Annotated in this window: 17 protein-coding genes; 6 read left to right on the forward strand and 11 right to left on the reverse strand. The window is 62.7% G+C overall.

What is annotated here, in order from left to right; all coding sequences use genetic code 11:
- The first annotated feature begins 3 nt into the window (after nucleotides 1–3).
- The gene (gene cutA, locus HU742_RS05005) at nucleotides 4–315 is read left to right on the forward strand and encodes a divalent cation tolerance protein CutA (RefSeq protein WP_186643564.1); all 312 of its coding nucleotides are present in this window, start codon (nucleotides 4–6) and stop codon (nucleotides 313–315) included.
- Between the two features lie 102 nt (nucleotides 316–417).
- Here cutA and nagE read toward each other — a convergent pair whose 3' ends face one another.
- The 5 genes from nagE to HU742_RS05030 are packed head-to-tail and all read right to left on the reverse strand — an operon-like array spanning nucleotide 418 to nucleotide 7,602.
- Nucleotides 418–2,142 carry an N-acetylglucosamine-specific PTS transporter subunit IIBC gene (gene nagE / locus HU742_RS05010; protein WP_186643565.1) on the reverse strand — a complete coding sequence of 575 codons (1,725 nt, stop codon included), beginning with the start codon at nucleotides 2,140–2,142 and terminating at the stop codon, nucleotides 418–420.
- Between the two features lie 33 nt (nucleotides 2,143–2,175).
- Nucleotides 2,176–4,689 carry a phosphoenolpyruvate--protein phosphotransferase gene (gene ptsP, locus HU742_RS05015; protein WP_186643566.1) on the reverse strand — a complete coding sequence of 838 codons (2,514 nt, stop codon included), beginning with the start codon at nucleotides 4,687–4,689 and terminating at the stop codon, nucleotides 2,176–2,178.
- Nucleotides 4,690–4,743: 54 nt separating this feature from the next.
- Nucleotides 4,744–5,766 carry an SIS domain-containing protein gene (locus HU742_RS05020; RefSeq protein WP_186643567.1) on the reverse strand — a complete coding sequence of 341 codons (1,023 nt, stop codon included), beginning with the start codon at nucleotides 5,764–5,766 and terminating at the stop codon, nucleotides 4,744–4,746.
- Nucleotides 5,747–6,853, reverse strand: a complete 1,107-nt coding sequence (nagA, locus tag HU742_RS05025; protein ID WP_186643568.1) for an N-acetylglucosamine-6-phosphate deacetylase — start codon at nucleotides 6,851–6,853, stop codon at nucleotides 5,747–5,749. Before nagA ends, HU742_RS05020 begins: the two co-directional genes overlap by 20 nt.
- A 17-nt stretch (nucleotides 6,854–6,870) precedes the next feature.
- Nucleotides 6,871–7,602, reverse strand: coding sequence for a GntR family transcriptional regulator (locus tag HU742_RS05030; RefSeq protein ID WP_186643569.1), 732 nt, complete (start codon nucleotides 7,600–7,602; stop codon nucleotides 6,871–6,873).
- Nucleotides 7,603–8,871: 1,269 nt separating this feature from the next.
- On the opposite strand from HU742_RS05030, the gene HU742_RS05035 reads away from it, so the two are divergent.
- Complete coding sequence (locus tag HU742_RS05035; protein WP_186643570.1) at nucleotides 8,872–9,225, forward strand: DUF6124 family protein; 354 nt, start codon at nucleotides 8,872–8,874, stop codon at nucleotides 9,223–9,225.
- Nucleotides 9,226–9,400: 175 nt separating this feature from the next.
- Here HU742_RS05035 and HU742_RS05040 read toward each other — a convergent pair whose 3' ends face one another.
- Together HU742_RS05040 and HU742_RS05045 are read right to left on the reverse strand one after the other, a co-directional pair.
- Nucleotides 9,401–9,907: a L,D-transpeptidase family protein gene (locus HU742_RS05040; protein WP_186643571.1), complete on the reverse strand. Its 507-nt coding sequence runs from the start codon at nucleotides 9,905–9,907 to the stop codon at nucleotides 9,401–9,403.
- A 42-nt stretch (nucleotides 9,908–9,949) separates the two neighbouring features.
- The gene (locus tag HU742_RS05045) at nucleotides 9,950–10,501 is read right to left on the reverse strand and encodes an NUDIX hydrolase (RefSeq protein WP_186640911.1); all 552 of its coding nucleotides are present in this window, start codon (nucleotides 10,499–10,501) and stop codon (nucleotides 9,950–9,952) included.
- A gap of 147 nt (nucleotides 10,502–10,648) precedes the next feature.
- Here HU742_RS05045 and HU742_RS05050 point away from each other — a divergent pair, with 147 nt between their 5' ends.
- The 3 genes from HU742_RS05050 to HU742_RS05060 are packed head-to-tail and all read left to right on the forward strand — an operon-like array spanning nucleotide 10,649 to nucleotide 12,001.
- A complete protein-coding gene (locus HU742_RS05050; RefSeq protein WP_186643572.1) occupies nucleotides 10,649–11,248 on the forward strand; it encodes a CoA pyrophosphatase in 600 nt (199 codons plus the stop codon).
- A gap of 16 nt (nucleotides 11,249–11,264) precedes the next feature.
- Nucleotides 11,265–11,789, forward strand: coding sequence for a gamma carbonic anhydrase family protein (locus tag HU742_RS05055; RefSeq protein WP_186640914.1), 525 nt, complete (start codon nucleotides 11,265–11,267; stop codon nucleotides 11,787–11,789).
- Complete coding sequence (locus tag HU742_RS05060; protein WP_186643573.1) at nucleotides 11,786–12,001, forward strand: DUF1289 domain-containing protein; 216 nt, start codon at nucleotides 11,786–11,788, stop codon at nucleotides 11,999–12,001. The genes HU742_RS05055 and HU742_RS05060 overlap by 4 nt, the downstream gene beginning before the upstream one ends.
- Before the next feature lie 165 nt (nucleotides 12,002–12,166).
- Here the strand turns inward: HU742_RS05060 and HU742_RS05065 are convergent, their stop codons facing one another.
- Together HU742_RS05065 and HU742_RS05070 are read right to left on the reverse strand one after the other, a co-directional pair.
- Nucleotides 12,167–12,754 carry a Pr6Pr family membrane protein gene (locus HU742_RS05065; RefSeq protein ID WP_186643778.1) on the reverse strand — a complete coding sequence of 196 codons (588 nt, stop codon included), beginning with the start codon at nucleotides 12,752–12,754 and terminating at the stop codon, nucleotides 12,167–12,169.
- Nucleotides 12,755–12,805: 51 nt separating this feature from the next.
- Nucleotides 12,806–13,036 carry a VF530 family protein gene (locus tag HU742_RS05070; RefSeq protein WP_003205228.1) on the reverse strand — a complete coding sequence of 77 codons (231 nt, stop codon included), beginning with the start codon at nucleotides 13,034–13,036 and terminating at the stop codon, nucleotides 12,806–12,808.
- 442 nt (nucleotides 13,037–13,478) lie between these two features.
- On the opposite strand from HU742_RS05070, the gene HU742_RS05075 reads away from it, so the two are divergent.
- Nucleotides 13,479–15,893 carry a glucose/quinate/shikimate family membrane-bound PQQ-dependent dehydrogenase gene (locus HU742_RS05075; RefSeq protein ID WP_186643574.1) on the forward strand — a complete coding sequence of 805 codons (2,415 nt, stop codon included), beginning with the start codon at nucleotides 13,479–13,481 and terminating at the stop codon, nucleotides 15,891–15,893.
- A 274-nt stretch (nucleotides 15,894–16,167) separates the two neighbouring features.
- On the opposite strand, the gene purT is transcribed toward HU742_RS05075, so the two are convergent.
- Together purT and HU742_RS05085 are read right to left on the reverse strand one after the other, a co-directional pair.
- Entirely contained in the window at nucleotides 16,168–17,349 is a 1,182-nt protein-coding gene (gene purT / locus HU742_RS05080; RefSeq protein WP_186640918.1) for a formate-dependent phosphoribosylglycinamide formyltransferase, read from the reverse strand.
- Between the two features lie 91 nt (nucleotides 17,350–17,440).
- Nucleotides 17,441–17,908, reverse strand: coding sequence for a preQ0 transporter (locus HU742_RS05085; RefSeq protein ID WP_186610917.1), 468 nt, complete (start codon nucleotides 17,906–17,908; stop codon nucleotides 17,441–17,443).

The raw sequence follows: 17,908 nt of genomic DNA on the forward strand, positions 1-17,908 counted from the left end.
AGGGTGTACAAGCTCTGCTTCTTCGTCCCGGCCAGCCATGTCGACGAGGTCAAAAGCGCCGTATTCGCCGCCGGTGGCGGGCGAATCGGCGACTACGACCACTGCGCCTGGCAAGTGCTGGGCCTGGGCCAGTTTCGCCCCTTGGACGGCAGCCAGCCGTTCATTGGCGAGGCAGGGCAGGTCGAGCAGGTCGAGGAATGGAAGGTGGAGCTTGTTGTCGCCGATGAGTTGATTCGGCAGGTGGTGGAGGCACTGAAACAGAGCCATCCCTACGAGACACCGGCGTATGAAGTGTGGCGGCTGGAGGATTTCTGATTCCCCCCGCTGAAATAAAAAACCCGCTGATTGATTCAGCGGGTTTTTTATTGTCCCCGATTCTGTATACACAAACCTTTGTGGGCAAGGGATTGTGGAGTGTCAGCCGCCAGAGGCTTCAGCCTTGACCTCGTTCCGATTCGCAACAGCCTCCAACGCCCGCAACAGCCCCGGCGCTTTCTCGCCCAGCAACAAGTGCCACACACCGTCCGCTAGCGAGCTAACCCCCTGACAGCCAAGCGCCTTGAGCTGGCTTTCCGATAACCCCTTGCCGTCGGCCAGTTGCACCCGCAAACGGCTCATCGCCACGCAATCGAGCTGCAACACATTCCCGCAACCGCCCAGGGCCGCGAGCCACTGTTGCGCCTCGGCCTCGGAGACGGCCGTCGGTGTGACAGGCGCAGCCACGGCGGCCACGGGCGCGCTGGCCAATCGTTCCGAAGAGGGCAACGCCTGGCGAATTTCATCGGCGATGCTGTCGGCCATCGGCCCCACCACCACTTGCAAGCTGCCGCCGTTGCCAGGGCGAACCACGGCCATGGCGCCGAGGGCCTTGAGCTGGGCGTCGGACGCCTTGTTGCGGTCCACCATGTCCAGCCGCAGTCGCGTGGTGCAGGCGCCAATCGTGATCATGTTTTCGGCACCGCCCAGCGCCTGGATATAGGCAGCGGCGCGCTGGTTCTCGGCGATGACCGGCGTGTCGCCTGCGGGCACCTCCTCCCGTCCTGGGGTCTTGAGGTCGAAGCGGCGGATGCAGAAATCGAACACCAGGTAATAAATCGCCGCATACGCCAGGCCCACCGGGACGACCAACCAGCCGTTGGTGGATTTACCCCAGCCCAGGACCATGTCGATGAAACCGCCCGAGAAGGTGAAGCCCAGGTGAATGTCCAGCAGATTGGTCACTGCCATCGACAGCCCGGTGAGCAGTGCGTGCACCAGGTACAACAGCGGCGCGAGGAACATGAAGGCGAATTCAATCGGTTCGGTGACGCCGGTCAGGAACGAGGTCAGCGCCATGGACAGCAGGATCCCGCCCATGACTTTGCGCCGCTGGGGCAGGGCGTTGCGGTACATCGCCAGGCACGCGGCGGGAAGGCCGAAGAGCATCACCGGAAACATGCCGGTCATGAACTGGCCGCCCTTGGGGTCGCCGGCGAAATAACGGGTCAAGTCACCAGTGACCACCGCGCCGGTTTGCGGGTCGGTGAAACTGCCGAAGATGAACCAGGCCATGTTGTTGAGGATGTGGTGCAAGCCGGTGACGATCAGCAAGCGATTGAACACACCGAAGACGAACGCGCCGAAGCTGCCGCTGGCCATCAGCAGCTCGCCAAAGGTGTTGATGCCGTGCTGGATCGGCGGCCAGACCAGCCCGAACACCAGGCCCAGGCCCACGGCGCTGAAGCCGGTGACAATCGGCACGAAGCGTCGGCCGCCAAAGAACGCCAGGTATTCCGGCAGCTTGATGTCCTTGAACCGGTTGTACAGTGCGCCGGCCAACAGACCGCTGATGATCCCGGCAAGCATGCCCATGTTGATGGTCGCGTCGAGCACCTTCAGCGTCGCGATCATCACCAGGTAACCGATGGCCCCGGCCAACCCGGCCGTGCCGTTGTTGTCCCGGGCGAAGCCCACGGCGATGCCGATGGCGAAGATCATCGGCAGGTTGGCAAAAATCGCTTCGCCGGCGTCGTGGATGATCGCGATGTTCAACAGGTCCGTGTCACCCAGGCGCAACAGCAGGCCGGCAATCGGCAGGATCGCGATGGGCAGCATCAGCGCCCGGCCGAGGCGTTGCAGCCCTTCAATGAAATGCTGGTACATGGCGTCTCTCCTTTTATTGTTCTTCGACGTGGCTCAGCCCAAAGGCCAGTGTTGGTGACAGGCCTGGCGCACGGCGGCGGCACTGGCCAGGTTGAGCAAATCGGTACTGACGCGGCGGCACTGGCCGGCATCGAGGTGACGCACGCGGTCCTTGATTTCGCCGACCTGCGGCGGGCTGACCGACAGCTCCCGTACGCCCAGCCCGATCAGCACCGGCGTCGCCAGGGGATCCGAAGCCAGGGCGCCGCACACGCCGACCCAACGCCCGTGCTTTGCCGCGCCTGCGCAGGTTTGGGCGATCAGCAGCAACAGTGCCGGGTGCAAGGCATCGACCCGGGCGGCGAGACCTGCATGGTCGCGGTCCATGGCGAGGGTATATTGGGAAAGGTCATTGGTGCCGATGGACAGGAAGTCTGCGTGCTCGGCCAGTTGTTCGGCCAGCAAGGCGGCGGCCGGCACTTCGATCATCACCCCCAGTTGCGGACGTTCACTCAGGTCTAGTTCGGCGACCAGCGCATCGAGGCGCTGGCGGATGTGCAGCAGCTCGTCGACCTCAGTGACCATCGGCAACAAGATCCGGCAACGGTGCAGCGGGCGGGTTTGCAGCAGGGCGCGCAGTTGTTGATCCAACAGTTCCGGGTGCACCAGGGCCAGGCGAATGCCTCGCAGGCCGAGCACCGGGTTGGCTTCGGCCGGCAGCGGCAGGTAGTCCAATTGCTTGTCGCCGCCGACGTCGATGGTGCGGATGATCACCGGTTTTTCGCCCATGGCGTCGAGCACCGCCTGATAGGCTTGGCACTGTTCCTGTTCATCGGGGGCGGTACGGCGGTCAACGAAAAGAAATTCGGTGCGCAACAAACCGACGCCGTCGGCGCCGTTGGCAACGGCCTGGCCGGCTTCGGCGCTCGACGCCACGTTCGCGGCGATTTCAATCCCGACCCCGTCAATGGTCCGCGCCGGCGCGTGGGCGAGCGACTGTTGTTGGGCCCGCAGGGCTGCGCGTCGGGCTTGTGCTTGCTGAACCTGCGTCAGGCGCTCGGCGGTTGGCGCCAGTTCGAGGCGTCCGCCGTCGGCATCCAGCACCACGGATTGCCCCGGCGCCTGCGCAAGCAAGGCATCGCCCAACGCCACCAGGCAGGGCACGCCTTTACCCCGGGCCAGGATTGCCACATGGGACGTCGCGCCGCCCTCGGCCATGCACACACCGGCCACGCCTTGGGCGCTGAGGTGCAGCAGGTCCGACGGGGTCAACTCCTGCGCGGCGACAATCGCCCCCGCCGGCACCTCGAACTGCCAGGCCTCACCCAACAATGCTCGCAGGACCCGCTGGCGCAGGTCGCGTAGATCATTGGCGCGCTCGGCCAGCAGCGGACTGCCCAGTTGTCGCAGCACCTGGCACTGCGCGTCGATGGATCGGCTCCAGGCGTGGGTGGCGGCGTCGCCCTGGTCGATGGACACGTAGGCGGCGTCCAGCAAGGCCGGGTCTTCCAGCAATGCCAGATGGGCGCTGAAGATCGCCTGTTCATTGTCGTGGCGCCGGGCCTTGGCGTTTTCCAATGTCAAGCGGATGTCGCCACTGACGTGCTCCAGGGCTTGGCGCAACCGTTGCCGCTGCTCTTCGATGTCGTGACCACCGTCATCGTCGGGCAACTGCAAACCATCCAACCGAACTAACGGTCCGGCCACCAGGCCGGGCGCGGCGCAGACTCCTTGGAGCACGCCGTCTTCGGCGGCCCGACTGGGCGCTTTTACCGGGGGGGCGTGGGCATGGTCGTTTTCGGCCGCGGCTGTGGATAACGTTGCGAGCAAGGCTTGCAGCGCCGCTTCGGCGTCGCTGCCTCGGCAACTGACGTGCACTTGGGCCTGCTCGTTGATTGCCAGGCCCATCAAGCCCATGACGCTGTCGCAGGACGCCGACCGGCCGCCAAAATGCAGGTGCGAGCGGCTCTTGAAGCCTTGCGCAGTCTGGCGAACCAGGGCTGCCGGTCGCGCGTGCAGGCCGCCACGGTGGGCAATACGGATCTGGCCGAACACTTCAATGTCCATATCCGCATCATTGCCGCGTATTTCTCCCGGCCTCTTGGCGACAATGTGCAGCAACGGTTCGCCGACCTTGACCCCTTTAAGCGTGATGGGCCGTGCCTGGAAGTGTTCGCCATTGGTGATGATCAGCAGGCTGACCAGGCTTTTGCAGCGCTGTGCCACGCTGTCCACGTCATAACGCAGCAATGCCTGGCCGTTGCTGACCCGCGCGCCTTCCTTGACCAGCATGGAAAAGCCGTCGCCCTGCAACTCGACCGTGTCCAGCCCCAAGTGCAGGAGCAGTTCGGCGCCGTTGTCGGCCCGCAGGGTCACGGCGTGGCCAGTGCGGGCGACGTGGATCACCTCGCCGTCGCAGGGCGCGTAGAGGGTGTCGTTCAATGGATCGATGGCGATTCCGTCACCCATGGCGCCGCTGGCGAACACTGCGTCCGGGACATGGGCGAGGGTGAGCACCGGACCGCTGAGCGGGGCGCTGAGGATCAGCTCTTTATTATTGTTGGGCATGGGCTCGCTCTCTCTTGAAATCTCATTGGCCTTCGATGGAACAGGGCCGGCGGTTCAGTGGGTCCGGGTGACCTTGCTCAAGTGGCGCGGTCGGTCCGGGTCCAGGCCGCGAGCCACGGCCAGCCTGGCGGCCATGCCATAGAAACTCTGGATCGCCAGGATCGGGTCCAGGGCCGGGTGTTCGGCGCGGCTTAGCGTCAGGTCGCGCTCGGCGATGTCATCCGGCGCGGCCAGCAAGACCCGGGCGCCGCGCTGGCGCATGTCGGCGGCCAGGCTCAACACCCCAGCCTGCTCGGCGCCGCGCGGGGCAAAAACCAGTAACGGATAGTGCTCGTCGATCAGCGCCATCGGCCCGTGGCGGACCTCGGCGCTGCTGAAGGCTTCGGCCTGGATCGCCGAGGTTTCCTTGAATTTGAGCGCCGCTTCCTGGGCGATGGCGAACCCGGCGCCACGGCCGATCACCATCAAGCGCTGACTGTCACGCAGCGTCTCGACGGCGGTGCTCCAATCCTGGCTCGCGGCATCGCGTAGGCCTGCGGGCAGCGCGGCACCGGCTTCGAGCAACTCGGCGTCGTCTTTCCAGTGGGCCACCAGGCGCGCGCTGGCGCTGAGGGTGGCGATGAAACTTTTGGTGGCGGCGACACTGCTTTCGATGCCGGCGCACAAGGGCACGCTGAATTCACAAGCCGCCTCCAGCGGAGAATCTTCTGCGTTGACCATCGCCACGCTCAACGCGCCGCGCTTACGCAACAGGCGCAGGCTGTTCACCAGGTCCGGGCTTTGCCCCGATTGGGAGAACGCGAACGCCACCTGGCCGCTGACCTTCAGTGGCGCCTGCTGCATCGTCACCACCGACATCGGCAGCGAGGCCACCGGTAAACCCAGTTGTTGCATGGTCAGGTAGGCGAAGTAGCTGGCCGCATGATCGGAGCTGCCGCGGGCCACGGTCATCGCCACTTGCGGCGGTTGGCGGCGCAAGCGTCCGGCAATCTCCTGCAGGGCGGGGTCCAATTGTCGCAATTGGCGCTCGACGGCCTCGGACGAGGCCAGGGCCTCTTCAAGCATTTTTGAAGACAATGGCTTCTCCTTCGACCATCACGTCGGTCAAGTTCAGGGAACGGTCCAGGCGTACGCAATCGGCCCAGGCAGCAGGATGCAGGCGTCCGCGTTCAGGCAGGCCGAGGTAGTCGGCGGGGAATTGCGACAAGCGCTGCGAGGCTTCGGCAAGGGGCAAGCCAATCTTCACCAGGTTGCGCAGGGCCTGATCCATCGTCAGCGTGCTGCCGGCCAGGGTGCCGTCGGCCAGGCGCACGCCGCCCAGGCATTTGGTTACGGTGTGGCTGCCCAACTTGTATTCGCCGTCGGGCATGCCGGCGGCGGCGGTGGAATCGGTGACGCAATACAGGCAGGGGATCGAGCGCAACGCCACGCGGATAGCGCCGGGGTGCACGTGCAACAGGTCCGGGATCAACTCGGCATATTGCGCATGGGCCAGCGCCGCACCGACGATGCCTGGCTCGCGGTGATGCAACGGGCTCATGGCGTTGTACAAATGGGTAAAGCTGCTGGCCCCGGCCGCCAGCGCCGCGACGCCTTCCTCATAGCTGCCCAGCGTATGACCGATCTGCATGCGCACCCCGCGGGAACTGAGTGCGCGAATCAATGCGTCGTGGCCGGCGATTTCCGGCGCGATGGTGATCACCCGGATCGGTGCCAGGGCCAGGTACGCTTCCACCTCGGCCATCAATGCTGTGTGGGCGAAATTCGGTTGAGCGCCGAGTTTGCCGGGGTTGATGTAGGGGCCTTCCAAGTGCACGCCCAGGACACGGGCACTGCCGCTGGGCCGCTGTTCACAAAACTCGCCGAGGGCCTTGAGCACGCCGGCGATTTCCTCGCTCGGCGCGGTCATGGTCGTGGCGAGCAGCGCCGTGGTGCCAAAGCGCACGTGGGTGCGGGCAATGGTCTCGAAGGCCGGCGCGCCTTCCATGATGTCCTTGCCGCCACCGCCGTGCACATGCAGGTCGATGAAGCCGGGCAGCAGGTAGGGCAGGTCATTGTCCGCCGGATCGCAGGGCTGGCCTTCGATGGACACGACCTTGCCGTGTTCATGCAAGAGACGGCCGCGTATCCAGCCGTTGGCGGTGAGGATGTTGTCTTCGGACATGGGGATTCCCTGGTCGTCTAGCGCCGCAGTTCTGCGACAAAGTCGTAGTAGTCGTTGCGGCAGTAGGTGTCGGTGACTTCGATGGGGGTGTTGTCTTCCAGGTAGCCGACCCGCGTCATCAGCAGCATCGCGGTGCCGGGGGCGATGCCCACCAAGGCCGCGAACTCGTCCGAGGCGTTGATCGCCTGGATGTGTTGCAGCGCGCGCACGACCGGTTTGCCGATGCCATCAAGGAATTCATAGAGTGAATCGCCCACCGCCTGCGGCTTGGGAATGATCGAGGCGGGCAGGGTGCTCATTTCGATGGCCATGACCGTGTCGTCGGCTTTGCGCAGCCGTTTGAGCCGGGCGACTTTGTCATTGGGCGACAGGCCCAGGCGGATCAGTTCTTCGTGGGTTGGCGGGGTGATCTCTCGCTCTAGCCACTGTGACCCGGGCACGAAGCCCTTGAGGCGGAGCATTTCGCTGAATCCGCTGAGGCGCGAGAGCGGTTGTTCCAGGCGCGGGGTAATGAATGTGCCCGAGCCCTGGTTGCGGCGGATCAGGCCTTGTTCGAATAGCACTTCCAGTGCCTTGCGGGCGGTGACTCGGGAGATGCCCAGTTGCTCGCTCAAGCTGCGTTCGGATGGCATTGCCTGTTCGGCTTTCCATTGGCCGGCGTGGATGGCGGCTTCCAGGTTGCGGGCCAGTTGCAGGTAGAGCGGGGTGGGTTGGGTGTCGTCGGGACGCAGGGCCAGGATGTCGTTCATGTGAGCTGTGTCCGATGCTGTTGTAGGATTTTTCGCTCGGTGAGTGGGTGGGAAGCTAATACCACTTGAATACCATGTCAATGTGATGTTCGGCGGTTTTTGGGGAATTACGGGGTGCTTGGATAAGGTTGGCTTAAAGTGGTATTAGTGGGGGCAGAAGGGGGCGTGAAACTACGGCGCTGGTGGCTGCCTCAGAGGGGCAGTGGTATGCCCGGCCTGTGAGTTGTGAATTTTGATATTTATTTTCTGATGGCGGTGGTGATGGGCTGTTTTCAGCTGGGCGTGTATATCCAATGCTGCGGTAGCGGCGGCTAATGGTTCCGCTCTTACAGCGGGTTACTTTTGAACAGCGCAAAAGTAACCAAAACGCTTTTGCCCCACCACTCGGTGCCTCGCCTAGGCTCGGCATGCCTGAACGAAGACCTTGTTCCGTGGGCCGCCGCGAAGGGCCATCCATGGCCCAGCGCGGCTACCTCGGCATCCATGCCGAGGTGCCCACTGCGCAACGCCTTCGTTCAGCCAGCGTGGTTAACGGGGCGCCCTAGATCAACGTCCGCCACGAGGCGGCCTTATAGCCGACCTGTCTTTGGCGACTGTACTTCGATCCAATTGTGGGAGCGAGCCTTCTCGCGAAGGCGGAGTGTCAGCCGGTGGATATGCTGGATGTCATGGCATCTCGTGAGCAAGTACGCTTCCACCGGAAAAACACGGTCCCCACCAAAATCAGGTCGGCTATAAGGCCGCCTCGTGGTGGACGTTGATCTCGGCGCCCCATTAACCACGCTGGCCGAACGCAGGTATTGCGCAGTGGGCATCCCGGCATGGATGCCGGGATAGCCGCGCTGGACCATGGATGGTCCTTCGCGGCGGGCTCACGGAGCAATGCCGGAGTGAGGGCACACCGAGCCTAGGCGAGGTGCCGAGTGGTGGGGCAGAGCGTTTTTGGTTACTTTTGGCGCTCTTTCCAAAAGTGACCCGCTGTAAGAGCGGAACCATAAGCAGCCGTTACCGCAGCAACGGATATGCCCCCAATCCAACCCACCCAAAAAGACTACTCGGAAATTTGTGCGAAACATCCATGACCAGATGGATGGTCTGTCAGACGCACCGAAGTTTCCGACACGTTTTTAAGGTTGTCCCTCAGAAGCGAGGGCTCTAGCCTTTGGGTGTCGCTGCCAATTCAGCGACCGGGTTTGACCGTCCGAATAAATCAAGGGGCAACAGGCCCGGACGCTTTGTCCTGGGCTCCATGAAATTAAGGAGCTTCAATTGAAAAATAATTCTGACATCCCCAAACCCGCCTCAACCTTCCCCTACGGCGACTACGCTCCCGAAAAACTGAAAGAAGCCGCCGATCGCGCAATGGACCACTACCTCAAGCCCGATGACGAACCAGACCCCCAACCCTCGGTGCAGTTGTTCACCGTATCGGACAACATCGACACCGAAGCCCTGCTAGCCAACCTCAGCGAAACCCTGGCCTCGGCCAATGCGGTGCTTAACGACCTCATGTTTGACTTAGACGGCTCGCGGCGGCATGTGGCGTCGGCGGTAGCGCAGATGATCGAGCTGGGGACGTTGCTGGCGAACAAGGCCTTGGATCGGGTTGAGCTTCGGACTTGATGCCAACGTAACCTGTGGCGAGGGGATTTATCCCCGCTGGGTTGCGAAGCGGCCCCTGAAACCTGACAGCGCGGTGTGTCAGGCAGAATGGGTTTGCTGCCTTGGGGCTGCCACGCAGCCCAGCGGGGATAAATCCCCTCGCCACAAGAGCTCCGTCGGCGCATGGAAACATGAGTTACGGGCGAATCTCGATCATCGTCCCATCCGGCACCAGGTTCCACACCTCGCGCATGTCCACGTTGCGCATGGCGATGCAGCCATCGGTCCAGTCCAGGGTATGAAACAACTGCTCTGGGTTCTCTTCCGAATCAGGCGTGCCGTGGATCATGATCATGCCCCCTGGCTCAACGCCTTCGCGACGGGCGCGGGCGGCGTCGCTGATGTTGGGGTAGGAGATGTGCATCGACAAATAGAACCGGTCACTGGTCTTGCGCCAGTCGATCCAATAAAACCCCTCGGGGGTACGCTTGTCGCCTTCTATCAACTTGGGGCCTTTCTTGGCGCCCTTGCCCAAGGAGATGCGATACGTCTTGAGGGGCTTGCCGTCGTTGATCAATTGCAATTGATGGGCGGACTTGAGCACCAGGACTTTTTCGATGATCTTGCCGTTGTAGGTTCCCACGGCAGCGGCTTGGGACACAGCGGTAAACGACAGGCAGAACAGGACAAGCAACCAGCGCATTGAAACGATATCCCTAGAGGTGTCGCGGCTATATTGGATTTTTCAAGTATTGGCAGGCTGAGCAAGCGGCGGTATCGACTCGGATCGCACCGGGTAATCCTCGGCTCGCCGGTCAGCGTAGAAGTATTCTAGGGTACGGCCCACCGTGCGGAAAGCCAGCTCGTCCCACGGAATGTCGGCTTCTTCGAACAATTGCACTTCCAGGCTCTCGGGCCCGGCGGCGAAATCCACGTCCACCAGTTCGGCGCGGAAGAATACATGCACCTGGCTGATGTGCGGTACGTCGATCAGCGTATAGATGTTCAAGTTTCGGACCCTGGCACAGGCCTCCTCGGCGGTTTCACGGACGGCGGCCTGTTCGACGGTTTCGCCGTTCTCCATAAAACCGGCCGGTAAGGTCCAATAGCCACGTCGCGGTTCGATGGCGCGTCGACATAAAAGCACCTTGCTGCCCCAAGTTGGTACGCAACCGGCCACGATGTTGGGGTTCTGGTAGTGAATGGTGTGACAGGTGTCGCAGACAAAGCGCAGGCGCGAGTCGCCCTCGGGTATGCGCTGGGTCACCGGGTTACCGCACTGGCTGCAGAATTTCATGCTTGGATTCCTGAAGGCTGCGCCTATCTTGGCGTGTGCGCACGGGTATCGGCAAGTTGTCGTTTCGCGACATGACGCCGTTTCGGGGCTTGGGCCGCTTGCGTGATTGGTGCATGATGCAAGGTAGCGAATAAATCGAGAAGTCTCATGCTGGACGAGCTACTGCATCGAGTAAGCAACCATACCCCACGCGATCTGGAGACCGATCGGCGCTTCCCGGAAGCAGCGGTGCTGGTGCCGATTACCCGCAGCGGCGAGCCGGAACTGGTCCTCACATTGCGCGCCAGCGGGTTATCGACCCATGGCGGCGAAGTGGCGTTCCCCGGCGGACGCCGAGATCCGGAAGACCCTGACCTGATCTTCACAGCCCTGCGCGAAGCAGAGGAAGAGATCGGCCTGCCGCCCGGCCTGGTGGAAGTGATTGGCCCCCTCAGCCCGCTGATTTCCCTGCACGGAATCAAAGTCACGCCGTACGTCGGCGTGATTCCGGATTACGTCGAGTACCAGGCCAACGACGCCGAGATCGCCGCGGTGTTCAGTGTGCCGCTGGAGTTCTTCCGCAAGGATCCGCGCGAACACACCCACCGCATCGATTATCAGGGACGCAGTTGGTACGTACCCAGCTACCGGTTCGGCGAATACAAGATCTGGGGCCTGACGGCAATCATGATCGTGGAACTGGTCAACCTGCTGTACGACGCCGATATCGACCTGCACACGCCACCCAAGAGCTTCATCAATACCTGACGCCCCGAGGACTTTCATGAAATACCGCCTGGGCGATGCCCGTGTTGAAACCCACCCGCAGAGCTGGGTTGCCCCCAACGCCACGTTGGTGGGCAAGGTTCGCCTCGAAGAGGGCGCCAATGTCTGGTTCAACGCCGTGCTGCGTGGCGACAACGAGTTGATCCTGATCGGCAAGAACAGCAACGTGCAGGACGGTACCGTGATGCACACGGACATGGGCTATCCGCTGACCATCGGCACCGGCGTGACTATCGGCCACAACGCCATGCTTCACGGCTGCACGGTGGGCGACTACAGCCTCATCGGCATCAACGCGGTGATTCTCAACGGCGCGAAGATTGGCAAGAACTGCATCATCGGCGCCAACTCGCTGATCGGCGAGAACAAGGAGATTCCCGACGGTTCGCTGGTGATGGGCTCGCCGGGCAAGGTGGTGCGAGAGCTGACCGAGGCGCAGAAGAAAATGCTCGAAGCCAGTGCCGCGCACTATGTGCACAATTCGCAGCGCTATGCCCGCGACTTGGCCGAGCAGGAACAATGAACACGCCCGAACGCCCGGTTCCCTCGCCCTGCGTAAACATCTGCGCGCTGGACGATGACGACATCTGCACCGGCTGCCAGCGCACCGTGGCGGAGATCACCCTCTGGAGCCGCATGGATAACGATGAACGGCGTGGGGTCCTGGCGCTGTGTCATGAGCGGGCCAAGGCCAGTGGATTGGTGTGGATGCTGCCGACAAAGCGCGGATTGTGAATACGTTCCCCTGTGGCGAGGGAGCTTGCTCCCGCTGGGTCGCGTAGCGACCCCAAAGCAGGCGACTGAATCTGCCTGACACACCGGGTTGTCGGGTTCAGGGCTGCTGCGCAACCCAGCGGGAGCAAGCTCCCTCGCCACAAAAGCTTTTTATCCGCAGTTCCGTCAGTACGACCGTCGCCCCAACCACCGATCCAATCCCACCACCCCCAGAGCAATCCCGACAAACCCCGCCAATATTCCCCCGGCATTGACGAACACTTGTGGATAACCCAGGTTCGCCACGTCAATGAAGGGGTAGGGATAGGCCGCGAGTAAATCCCCGCGAAACAGGACGTAGCCGAAGTACACCAGCGGATAAATCACCCAAAGCCCGATATGGCCCAGACGCAGGGTACCTTTGGGCACACACCGCCACCAATAGATGAGGAACAGCACGGGCATCACGTCGTGCAGCAGTTCATCGGCGACGAATTGCCAGCCTTCGGGTTGCCAGAGGTGACGCAGCAGCAGGTTATAGGCCAGGCCGACCAGGGCGATGCTCACGGCAATGCCGCTGCGAACCGCAGGCTGCAGGAACCAGCGCCGTGCCGCTGACTCGCGGCGAGTCAGTTCCCAGGTCAGCACCACGGCTGCCAGGGTATTAGTCAGCACCGTGAAGAAACTCAAGAAGTTCACCAGCCCGCCCAACAGGCTCGCGCCCAATTCCCAGCGACCGAGCAGGATCAGGTAAAGCTGGATGCTCAATCCCATCCAGCCAAGCAAGGCCAGCGTCGCCACGAAACCGGTTCGCCTGCTCACGATTCAGACCGGCCGTTTAGTGCGCATCAGCTTGATGTAAAGGCGCTCGACTTTCTCTCGCGCCCAGGGCGTCTTGCGCAGGAAAGTCAGGCTCGACTTGATGCTCGGGTCGCTCTTGAAGCAACGGATGTCGATGCGTTCGGCCAGGCCCGACCATTCATAATGCTGGACCAAGGCGTTGAGGATCTGCTCCAGCGTGACGCCGTGCAGCGGGTTGTTGTTCGGTTCGGTCATGGCAGGCCTGCGCGAAAAGGCTGTAAAGCCGCGCACCTTAGCCGAGGTGCTGTTTGGGGGGAAGCATTGCCTTCATCGGCTCGCCTGAGAGGGGTAGCCGCTTGGCACACTGTTACCGAAACCGAAAGGATCCATGTCAACAAAAGCTCTTTCTCTATTGATGACAGGTCATTATCCTTGCGCCGCCTGCTGAAACGCTTCTTCTTGCGTGCCAGAGCCTCCGCATCCCACGCATCCCTACTGGACGATCCCACAACTCCCGCGCTTTGGCACCAGGATAGACAGCGCTGTCTCAGCGTGAGTGGCCGTCGGGGCTCTTGTTCTCCCAGATGAGCGTGGCAGTGGAATTTGCTTTTTTTAACTGAACCATGCCTCCGAAGGATCGTCATCTAAAGTGACAACTTGCGCGGGACTTTTTTTAAACGTCACGGAGAAACACGCTATGAGCACTGAGGGTGCTTTGAGTCGAAGCCGTCTGTTACCGAGCCTGCTCGGCATTCTGCTTCTATTGATGGGCCTGGCCCTGTTGGCCGGGGGAGTCAAGTTGAGCACGCTTGGCGGCTCGTGGTATTACCTGCTGGCCGGCATCGGCCTGGCGTTGACGGGCGTGCTGCTGATCATGGCGCGTCGCGCGGCGCTGGGGCTGTACGCCCTGGTGTTGTTCGCCAGTACGGTCTGGGCGCTGTGGGAAGTGGGCCTGGACTGGTGGCAACTGGTGCCGCGCCTGGCGATGCTGTTTGCCTTGGGCATCGTCATGCTCCTGCCATGGTTCCGCCGCCCGCTGCTGACCACCGGCGCTTCGCCGATGGGCACCCGTGCCTTGGGCGCTGCCGTGGTCATCGCCGGTATCGCCGCGCTCGCCAGCCAATTCACCAACCCTGGTGAAATCAAGGGCCAACTGGACCGCGACAGCGTGCCGGGCATGACCAATACCGCACCGGCCATGCCGGACGGCGACTGGAATTCCTACGGGCGCAGCGCCCATGGCGACCGCTATTCGCCGCTGGCGCAGATCACTCCAGAGAACGTCGGCAAGCTGAAGGAAGCTTGGTCTTATCGCACTGGCGACCTGCCAGGGCCGAACGACCCGGGTGAAACCACCGCCGAAAACACCCCGTTGAAGGTCAACGGCATGCTCTACGTGTGCACGCCTCACAGCCAGGTGATTGCCCTGGAACCTGAGACCGGCAAGGAAATCTGGCGTTTCGATCCGAAGCTTTCCACGCAAAAAGCGGAAAACTTCAAGGGCTGGGCGCACATGACCTGCCGCGGCGTGACCTACCACGATGACGCCGTCTACGCCTCCGCCGAGCAGAGCCCGACCGGTACCGCCAGCAACACGCCGGCCAGCACCGTGTGCCCACGGCGGATTTTCCTGCCGACCGCCGACACCCGCCTGATCGCCCTCAACGCCGACACCGGCAAGATGTGCGAAGACTTCGGCGACAAGGGCCAGGTCGACCTGACCGCCAACATCGGCGGCTTCACGGCCGGCGGTTACTACTCCACCTCGCCTCCGGCAGTCACCCAGAACCTGGTGGTGATCGGCGGCCACGTCACCGATAACGTCTCCACCGACGAGCCAAGCGGTGTGATTCGCGCCTATGACGTGCACACCGGCAAGCTGGTGTGGAACTGGGACAGCGGCAACCCGGACGACACCACGCCAATTGCCGAAGGCCAGACTTACACCCGCAACTCGCCGAACATGTGGTCCATGTTCAGCGTCGATGAAAAACTCGGCATGCTCTATCTGCCGATGGGCAACCAGACTCCCGACCAGTTCGGCGGATTCCGCACACCGGAATCGGAAAAGTACGCTGCCGGCCTGACCGCCCTCGACATCGCCACCGGTAAAGTGCGCTGGTACTTCCAGTTCACCCACCACGACCTGTGGGACATGGACGTTGGCGGTCAACCGACCCTGATGGACATGAAGACCGCAGACGGCGTGAAACCCGCCGTATTGGCCTCGACCAAACAGGGCAGCATCTACGTGCTGGACCGCAGCAACGGCCAGCCGATCGTGCCGATCAAGGAAGTCCCGGTGCCGCAAGGCGCGGTGGAAGGCGACTTCACCTCGCCGACCCAACCGATGTCCGACCTGAATTTCGTGCCGCCGGTCCTTAAAGAGCGCGACATGTGGGGTGTGACCCCGTTCGACCAGATGCTGTGCCGGATCGACTTCAAGTCGCTGCGTTATGACGGCATGTTCACACCGCCGTCGCTGCAAGGGTCGATCGTCTACCCAGGCAACTTCGGCGTATTCGACTGGGGCGGCATTTCGGTGGATCCGGTGCGCCAGATCGCCTTCGTCAACCCGAGCTACATGGCATTCAAGTCGAAACTGGTGCCGGCGGCCGAAGTGGCTGGTGGTCCGGGTCGCAAGAGCGAAACCGAAGGCGTGCAGCCGAACAAAGGCGCGCCGTATGGCGTGATCCTCGAAGCGCTGCTCTCGCCCATGGGCCTGCCATGCCAAGCGCCTGCGTGGGGTTATGTCGCGGCAGTCGACCTGACCAACAACAAGACCCTGTGGAAGCACAAGAACGGCACCGTGCGTGACAGCTCGCCGGTACCTATCCCGCTGAGCATGGGTGTACCAAGCCTGGGCGGCACGTTCACCACCGCCAGCGGCCTGGCGTTCCTGAGCGGTACGCTGGACCAGTACCTGCGCGCCTACGACGTGAAGAACGGCAAGCAACTGTGGGAAGGCCGCCTGCCCGCCGGCGCCCAGACCACGCCGATGACCTACACCGGCAAGGACGGCAAGCAATACGTGCTGGTCGTTGCCGGTGGTCATGGTTCCCTGGGCACCAAGCAGGGTGACTATGTGATTGCCTACAAGCTGCCGGATTAAGCCCGAGCGGCGCTCATGAAAAAGGCGACACCCTTGCGGGTGTCGCCTTTTTTTTTAGCAGCGGGGAGTCTCTGTGAACGCAAGCCTTTGAGCTATTGAGCTGTTGAGCTTCTGAGCTTTTGTGGCGAGGGAGCTTGCTCCCGCTGGGCTGCGAAGCGGCCCCCTGCTTTGCCAGCCATCCCACCGCAGGGGATGCTGACGCATCCAGCGGGAGCAAGCTCCCTCGCCACAGGGGATCGTGCTCAGCTTTGGACTTGTGCTTAGCCTTGGGGTTTTACAGTTCGATCTTGACCGCCTGGGAAGCCCGGGTTGCCTTGGCGCGGGCGGCTTCGATGGACTCGTCGCGCGCCAAGGCCACGCCCAGGCGGCGTTGGCCGTTGACTTCCGGCTTGCCGAACAGGCGCAGGGCGGTGTCCGGCTCGCTCAGGGCGGCGCCGAGGTTGGCGAACGCGGTCTGGGTCGACTGGCCTTCCACCAGGATCACCGCCGAAGCCGACGGGCCGAACTGGCGGATCAGCGGGATCGGCAGGCCGAGAATGGCGCGGGCGTGCAGGGCGAACTGCGACAGGTCCTGGGAAATCAGCGTCACCAGGCCGGTGTCGTGGGGGCGCGGCGAGACTTCGCTGAACCACACTTGATCGCCCTTGATGAACAGCTCGACGCCAAACAGGCCGCGACCACCCAGGGCCTCGGTCACCGCCTTGGCGACGCGTTCGGATTCGGCCAGGGCCACCGGGCTCATGGCCTGAGGCTGCCAGGATTCCTGATAATCGCCTTTTTCCTGGCGATGGCCGACCGGTGCGCAGAACGTGGTGCCGCCGACATGGCGCACGGTGAGCAGGGTGATTTCATAGTCGAAGTCGATGAACCCTTCGATGATGACGCGACCCTTGCCGGCGCGGCCGCCTTCCTGGGCGTAATCCCAGGCTTTCTGCACGTCATCGACGCTGCGCAGCAGGCTCTGGCCTTTGCCCGAGGAACTCATCACCGGCTTGACCACGCAGGGGAAACCCAGGGTCTCGACGGCCTTGCGGTAGTCCTCCACGGTGTCGGCGAAGAAGTATGGCGAGGTCGGCAGGCCCAGTTCTTCGGCGGCCAGGCGACGGATGCCTTCGCGGTTCATGGTCAACTGCGCGGCGCGAGCCGTAGGGATCACGGTGAAGCCTTCGGCTTCCAGTTCCACCAGGGTGGCGGTGGCGATGGCTTCGATTTCCGGCACGATGAAATGCGGCTTCTCGGCCTCGATCACCGCACGCAGGGCGGCGCCGTCGAGCATGTTGATCACATGGCTGCGGTGGGCCACTTGCATGGCCGGCGCGTTGGCGTAGCGATCCACGGCAATCACCTCGACGCCCAGGCGCTGCAGTTCGATTACCACTTCCTTGCCCAGCTCGCCGCTGCCACACAACAAAACGCGGGTCGCGGTGGGCGACAATGGGGTTCCGATACGGGTCATCTGAAGGTCCTCAAACAGGAGCAGGTCATCGGGGGCGCGCGCCGGGCGTGCTTCCCATGGGGAGAAAGCGCGGCATTTTACATGAACCGCGTCAGCCGGCGATGGCCTGTTTGCGCAGACGCCAGGCCATGATCAGCCAAACGGCCGTCACCCCTGCGAATTTCGAGAGCAGGGCAGTGATCACCACGGCGGGCGTGAGGGCGTCGATCAGGCCGAAGAAAATGAACGTGTCGATGGGGATGCTCAGGGCCGAACTGATCCACAACCGGTCATGGAGCGGGCGCTTGGTGATCGTGAACACCAGCCAGTCGATGCACTCGGACACCGCAAACGCCGTGGCGCTGGCCAGGGCAATGGTCGGGTCCGAGGTGACATAGGACAACACCAGCGCCGCCAGCATCGCCACGATGGCGCCATGACCGAAACGCGTCTGCACCATGTCCCGCAGGATAAACACCAGGCCGCCCCAGGCCGACCAGATGATGTCCAGGTGCGGCGCGGCGGAAAACGCGAAGTTGATCAGCACGACGCTGCTGATGTAGGCGAGCAGGAAAAGCAT

It is taken from the genome of Pseudomonas marvdashtae, assembly GCF_014268655.2.
In the GTDB taxonomy this organism is placed as follows: Bacteria; Pseudomonadota; Gammaproteobacteria; order Pseudomonadales; family Pseudomonadaceae; genus Aquipseudomonas; species Aquipseudomonas marvdashtae.

Bases quoted from the DNA above. Each gene is read 5' to 3' on its own strand.
- HU742_RS05040 (WP_186643571.1), bottom strand. From the start codon at position 9,907: ATGCGCTGGTTGCTTGTCCTGTTCTGCCTGTCGTTTACCGCTGTGTCC.
- HU742_RS05075 (WP_186643574.1), top strand. From the start codon at position 13,479: ATGAGCACTGAGGGTGCTTTGAGTCGAAGCCGTCTGTTACCGAGCCTG.
- nagA (WP_186643568.1), bottom strand. From the start codon at position 6,853: ATGTCCGAAGACAACATCCTCACCGCCAACGGCTGGATACGCGGCCGT.
- purT (WP_186640918.1), bottom strand. From the start codon at position 17,349: ATGACCCGTATCGGAACCCCATTGTCGCCCACCGCGACCCGCGTTTTG.
- HU742_RS05050 (WP_186643572.1), top strand. From the start codon at position 10,649: ATGCTGGACGAGCTACTGCATCGAGTAAGCAACCATACCCCACGCGAT.
- HU742_RS05030 (WP_186643569.1), bottom strand. From the start codon at position 7,602: ATGAACGACATCCTGGCCCTGCGTCCCGACGACACCCAACCCACCCCG.
- HU742_RS05060 (WP_186643573.1), top strand. From the start codon at position 11,786: ATGAACACGCCCGAACGCCCGGTTCCCTCGCCCTGCGTAAACATCTGC.
- HU742_RS05085 (WP_186610917.1), bottom strand. From the start codon at position 17,908: ATGCTTTTCCTGCTCGCCTACATCAGCAGCGTCGTGCTGATCAACTTC.
- HU742_RS05045 (WP_186640911.1), bottom strand. From the start codon at position 10,501: ATGAAATTCTGCAGCCAGTGCGGTAACCCGGTGACCCAGCGCATACCC.
- HU742_RS05070 (WP_003205228.1), bottom strand. From the start codon at position 13,036: ATGACCGAACCGAACAACAACCCGCTGCACGGCGTCACGCTGGAGCAG.
- HU742_RS05065 (WP_186643778.1), bottom strand. From the start codon at position 12,754: ATGGGATTGAGCATCCAGCTTTACCTGATCCTGCTCGGTCGCTGGGAA.
- nagE (WP_186643565.1), bottom strand. From the start codon at position 2,142: ATGTACCAGCATTTCATTGAAGGGCTGCAACGCCTCGGCCGGGCGCTG.
- HU742_RS05055 (WP_186640914.1), top strand. From the start codon at position 11,265: ATGAAATACCGCCTGGGCGATGCCCGTGTTGAAACCCACCCGCAGAGC.
- ptsP (WP_186643566.1), bottom strand. From the start codon at position 4,689: ATGCCCAACAATAATAAAGAGCTGATCCTCAGCGCCCCGCTCAGCGGT.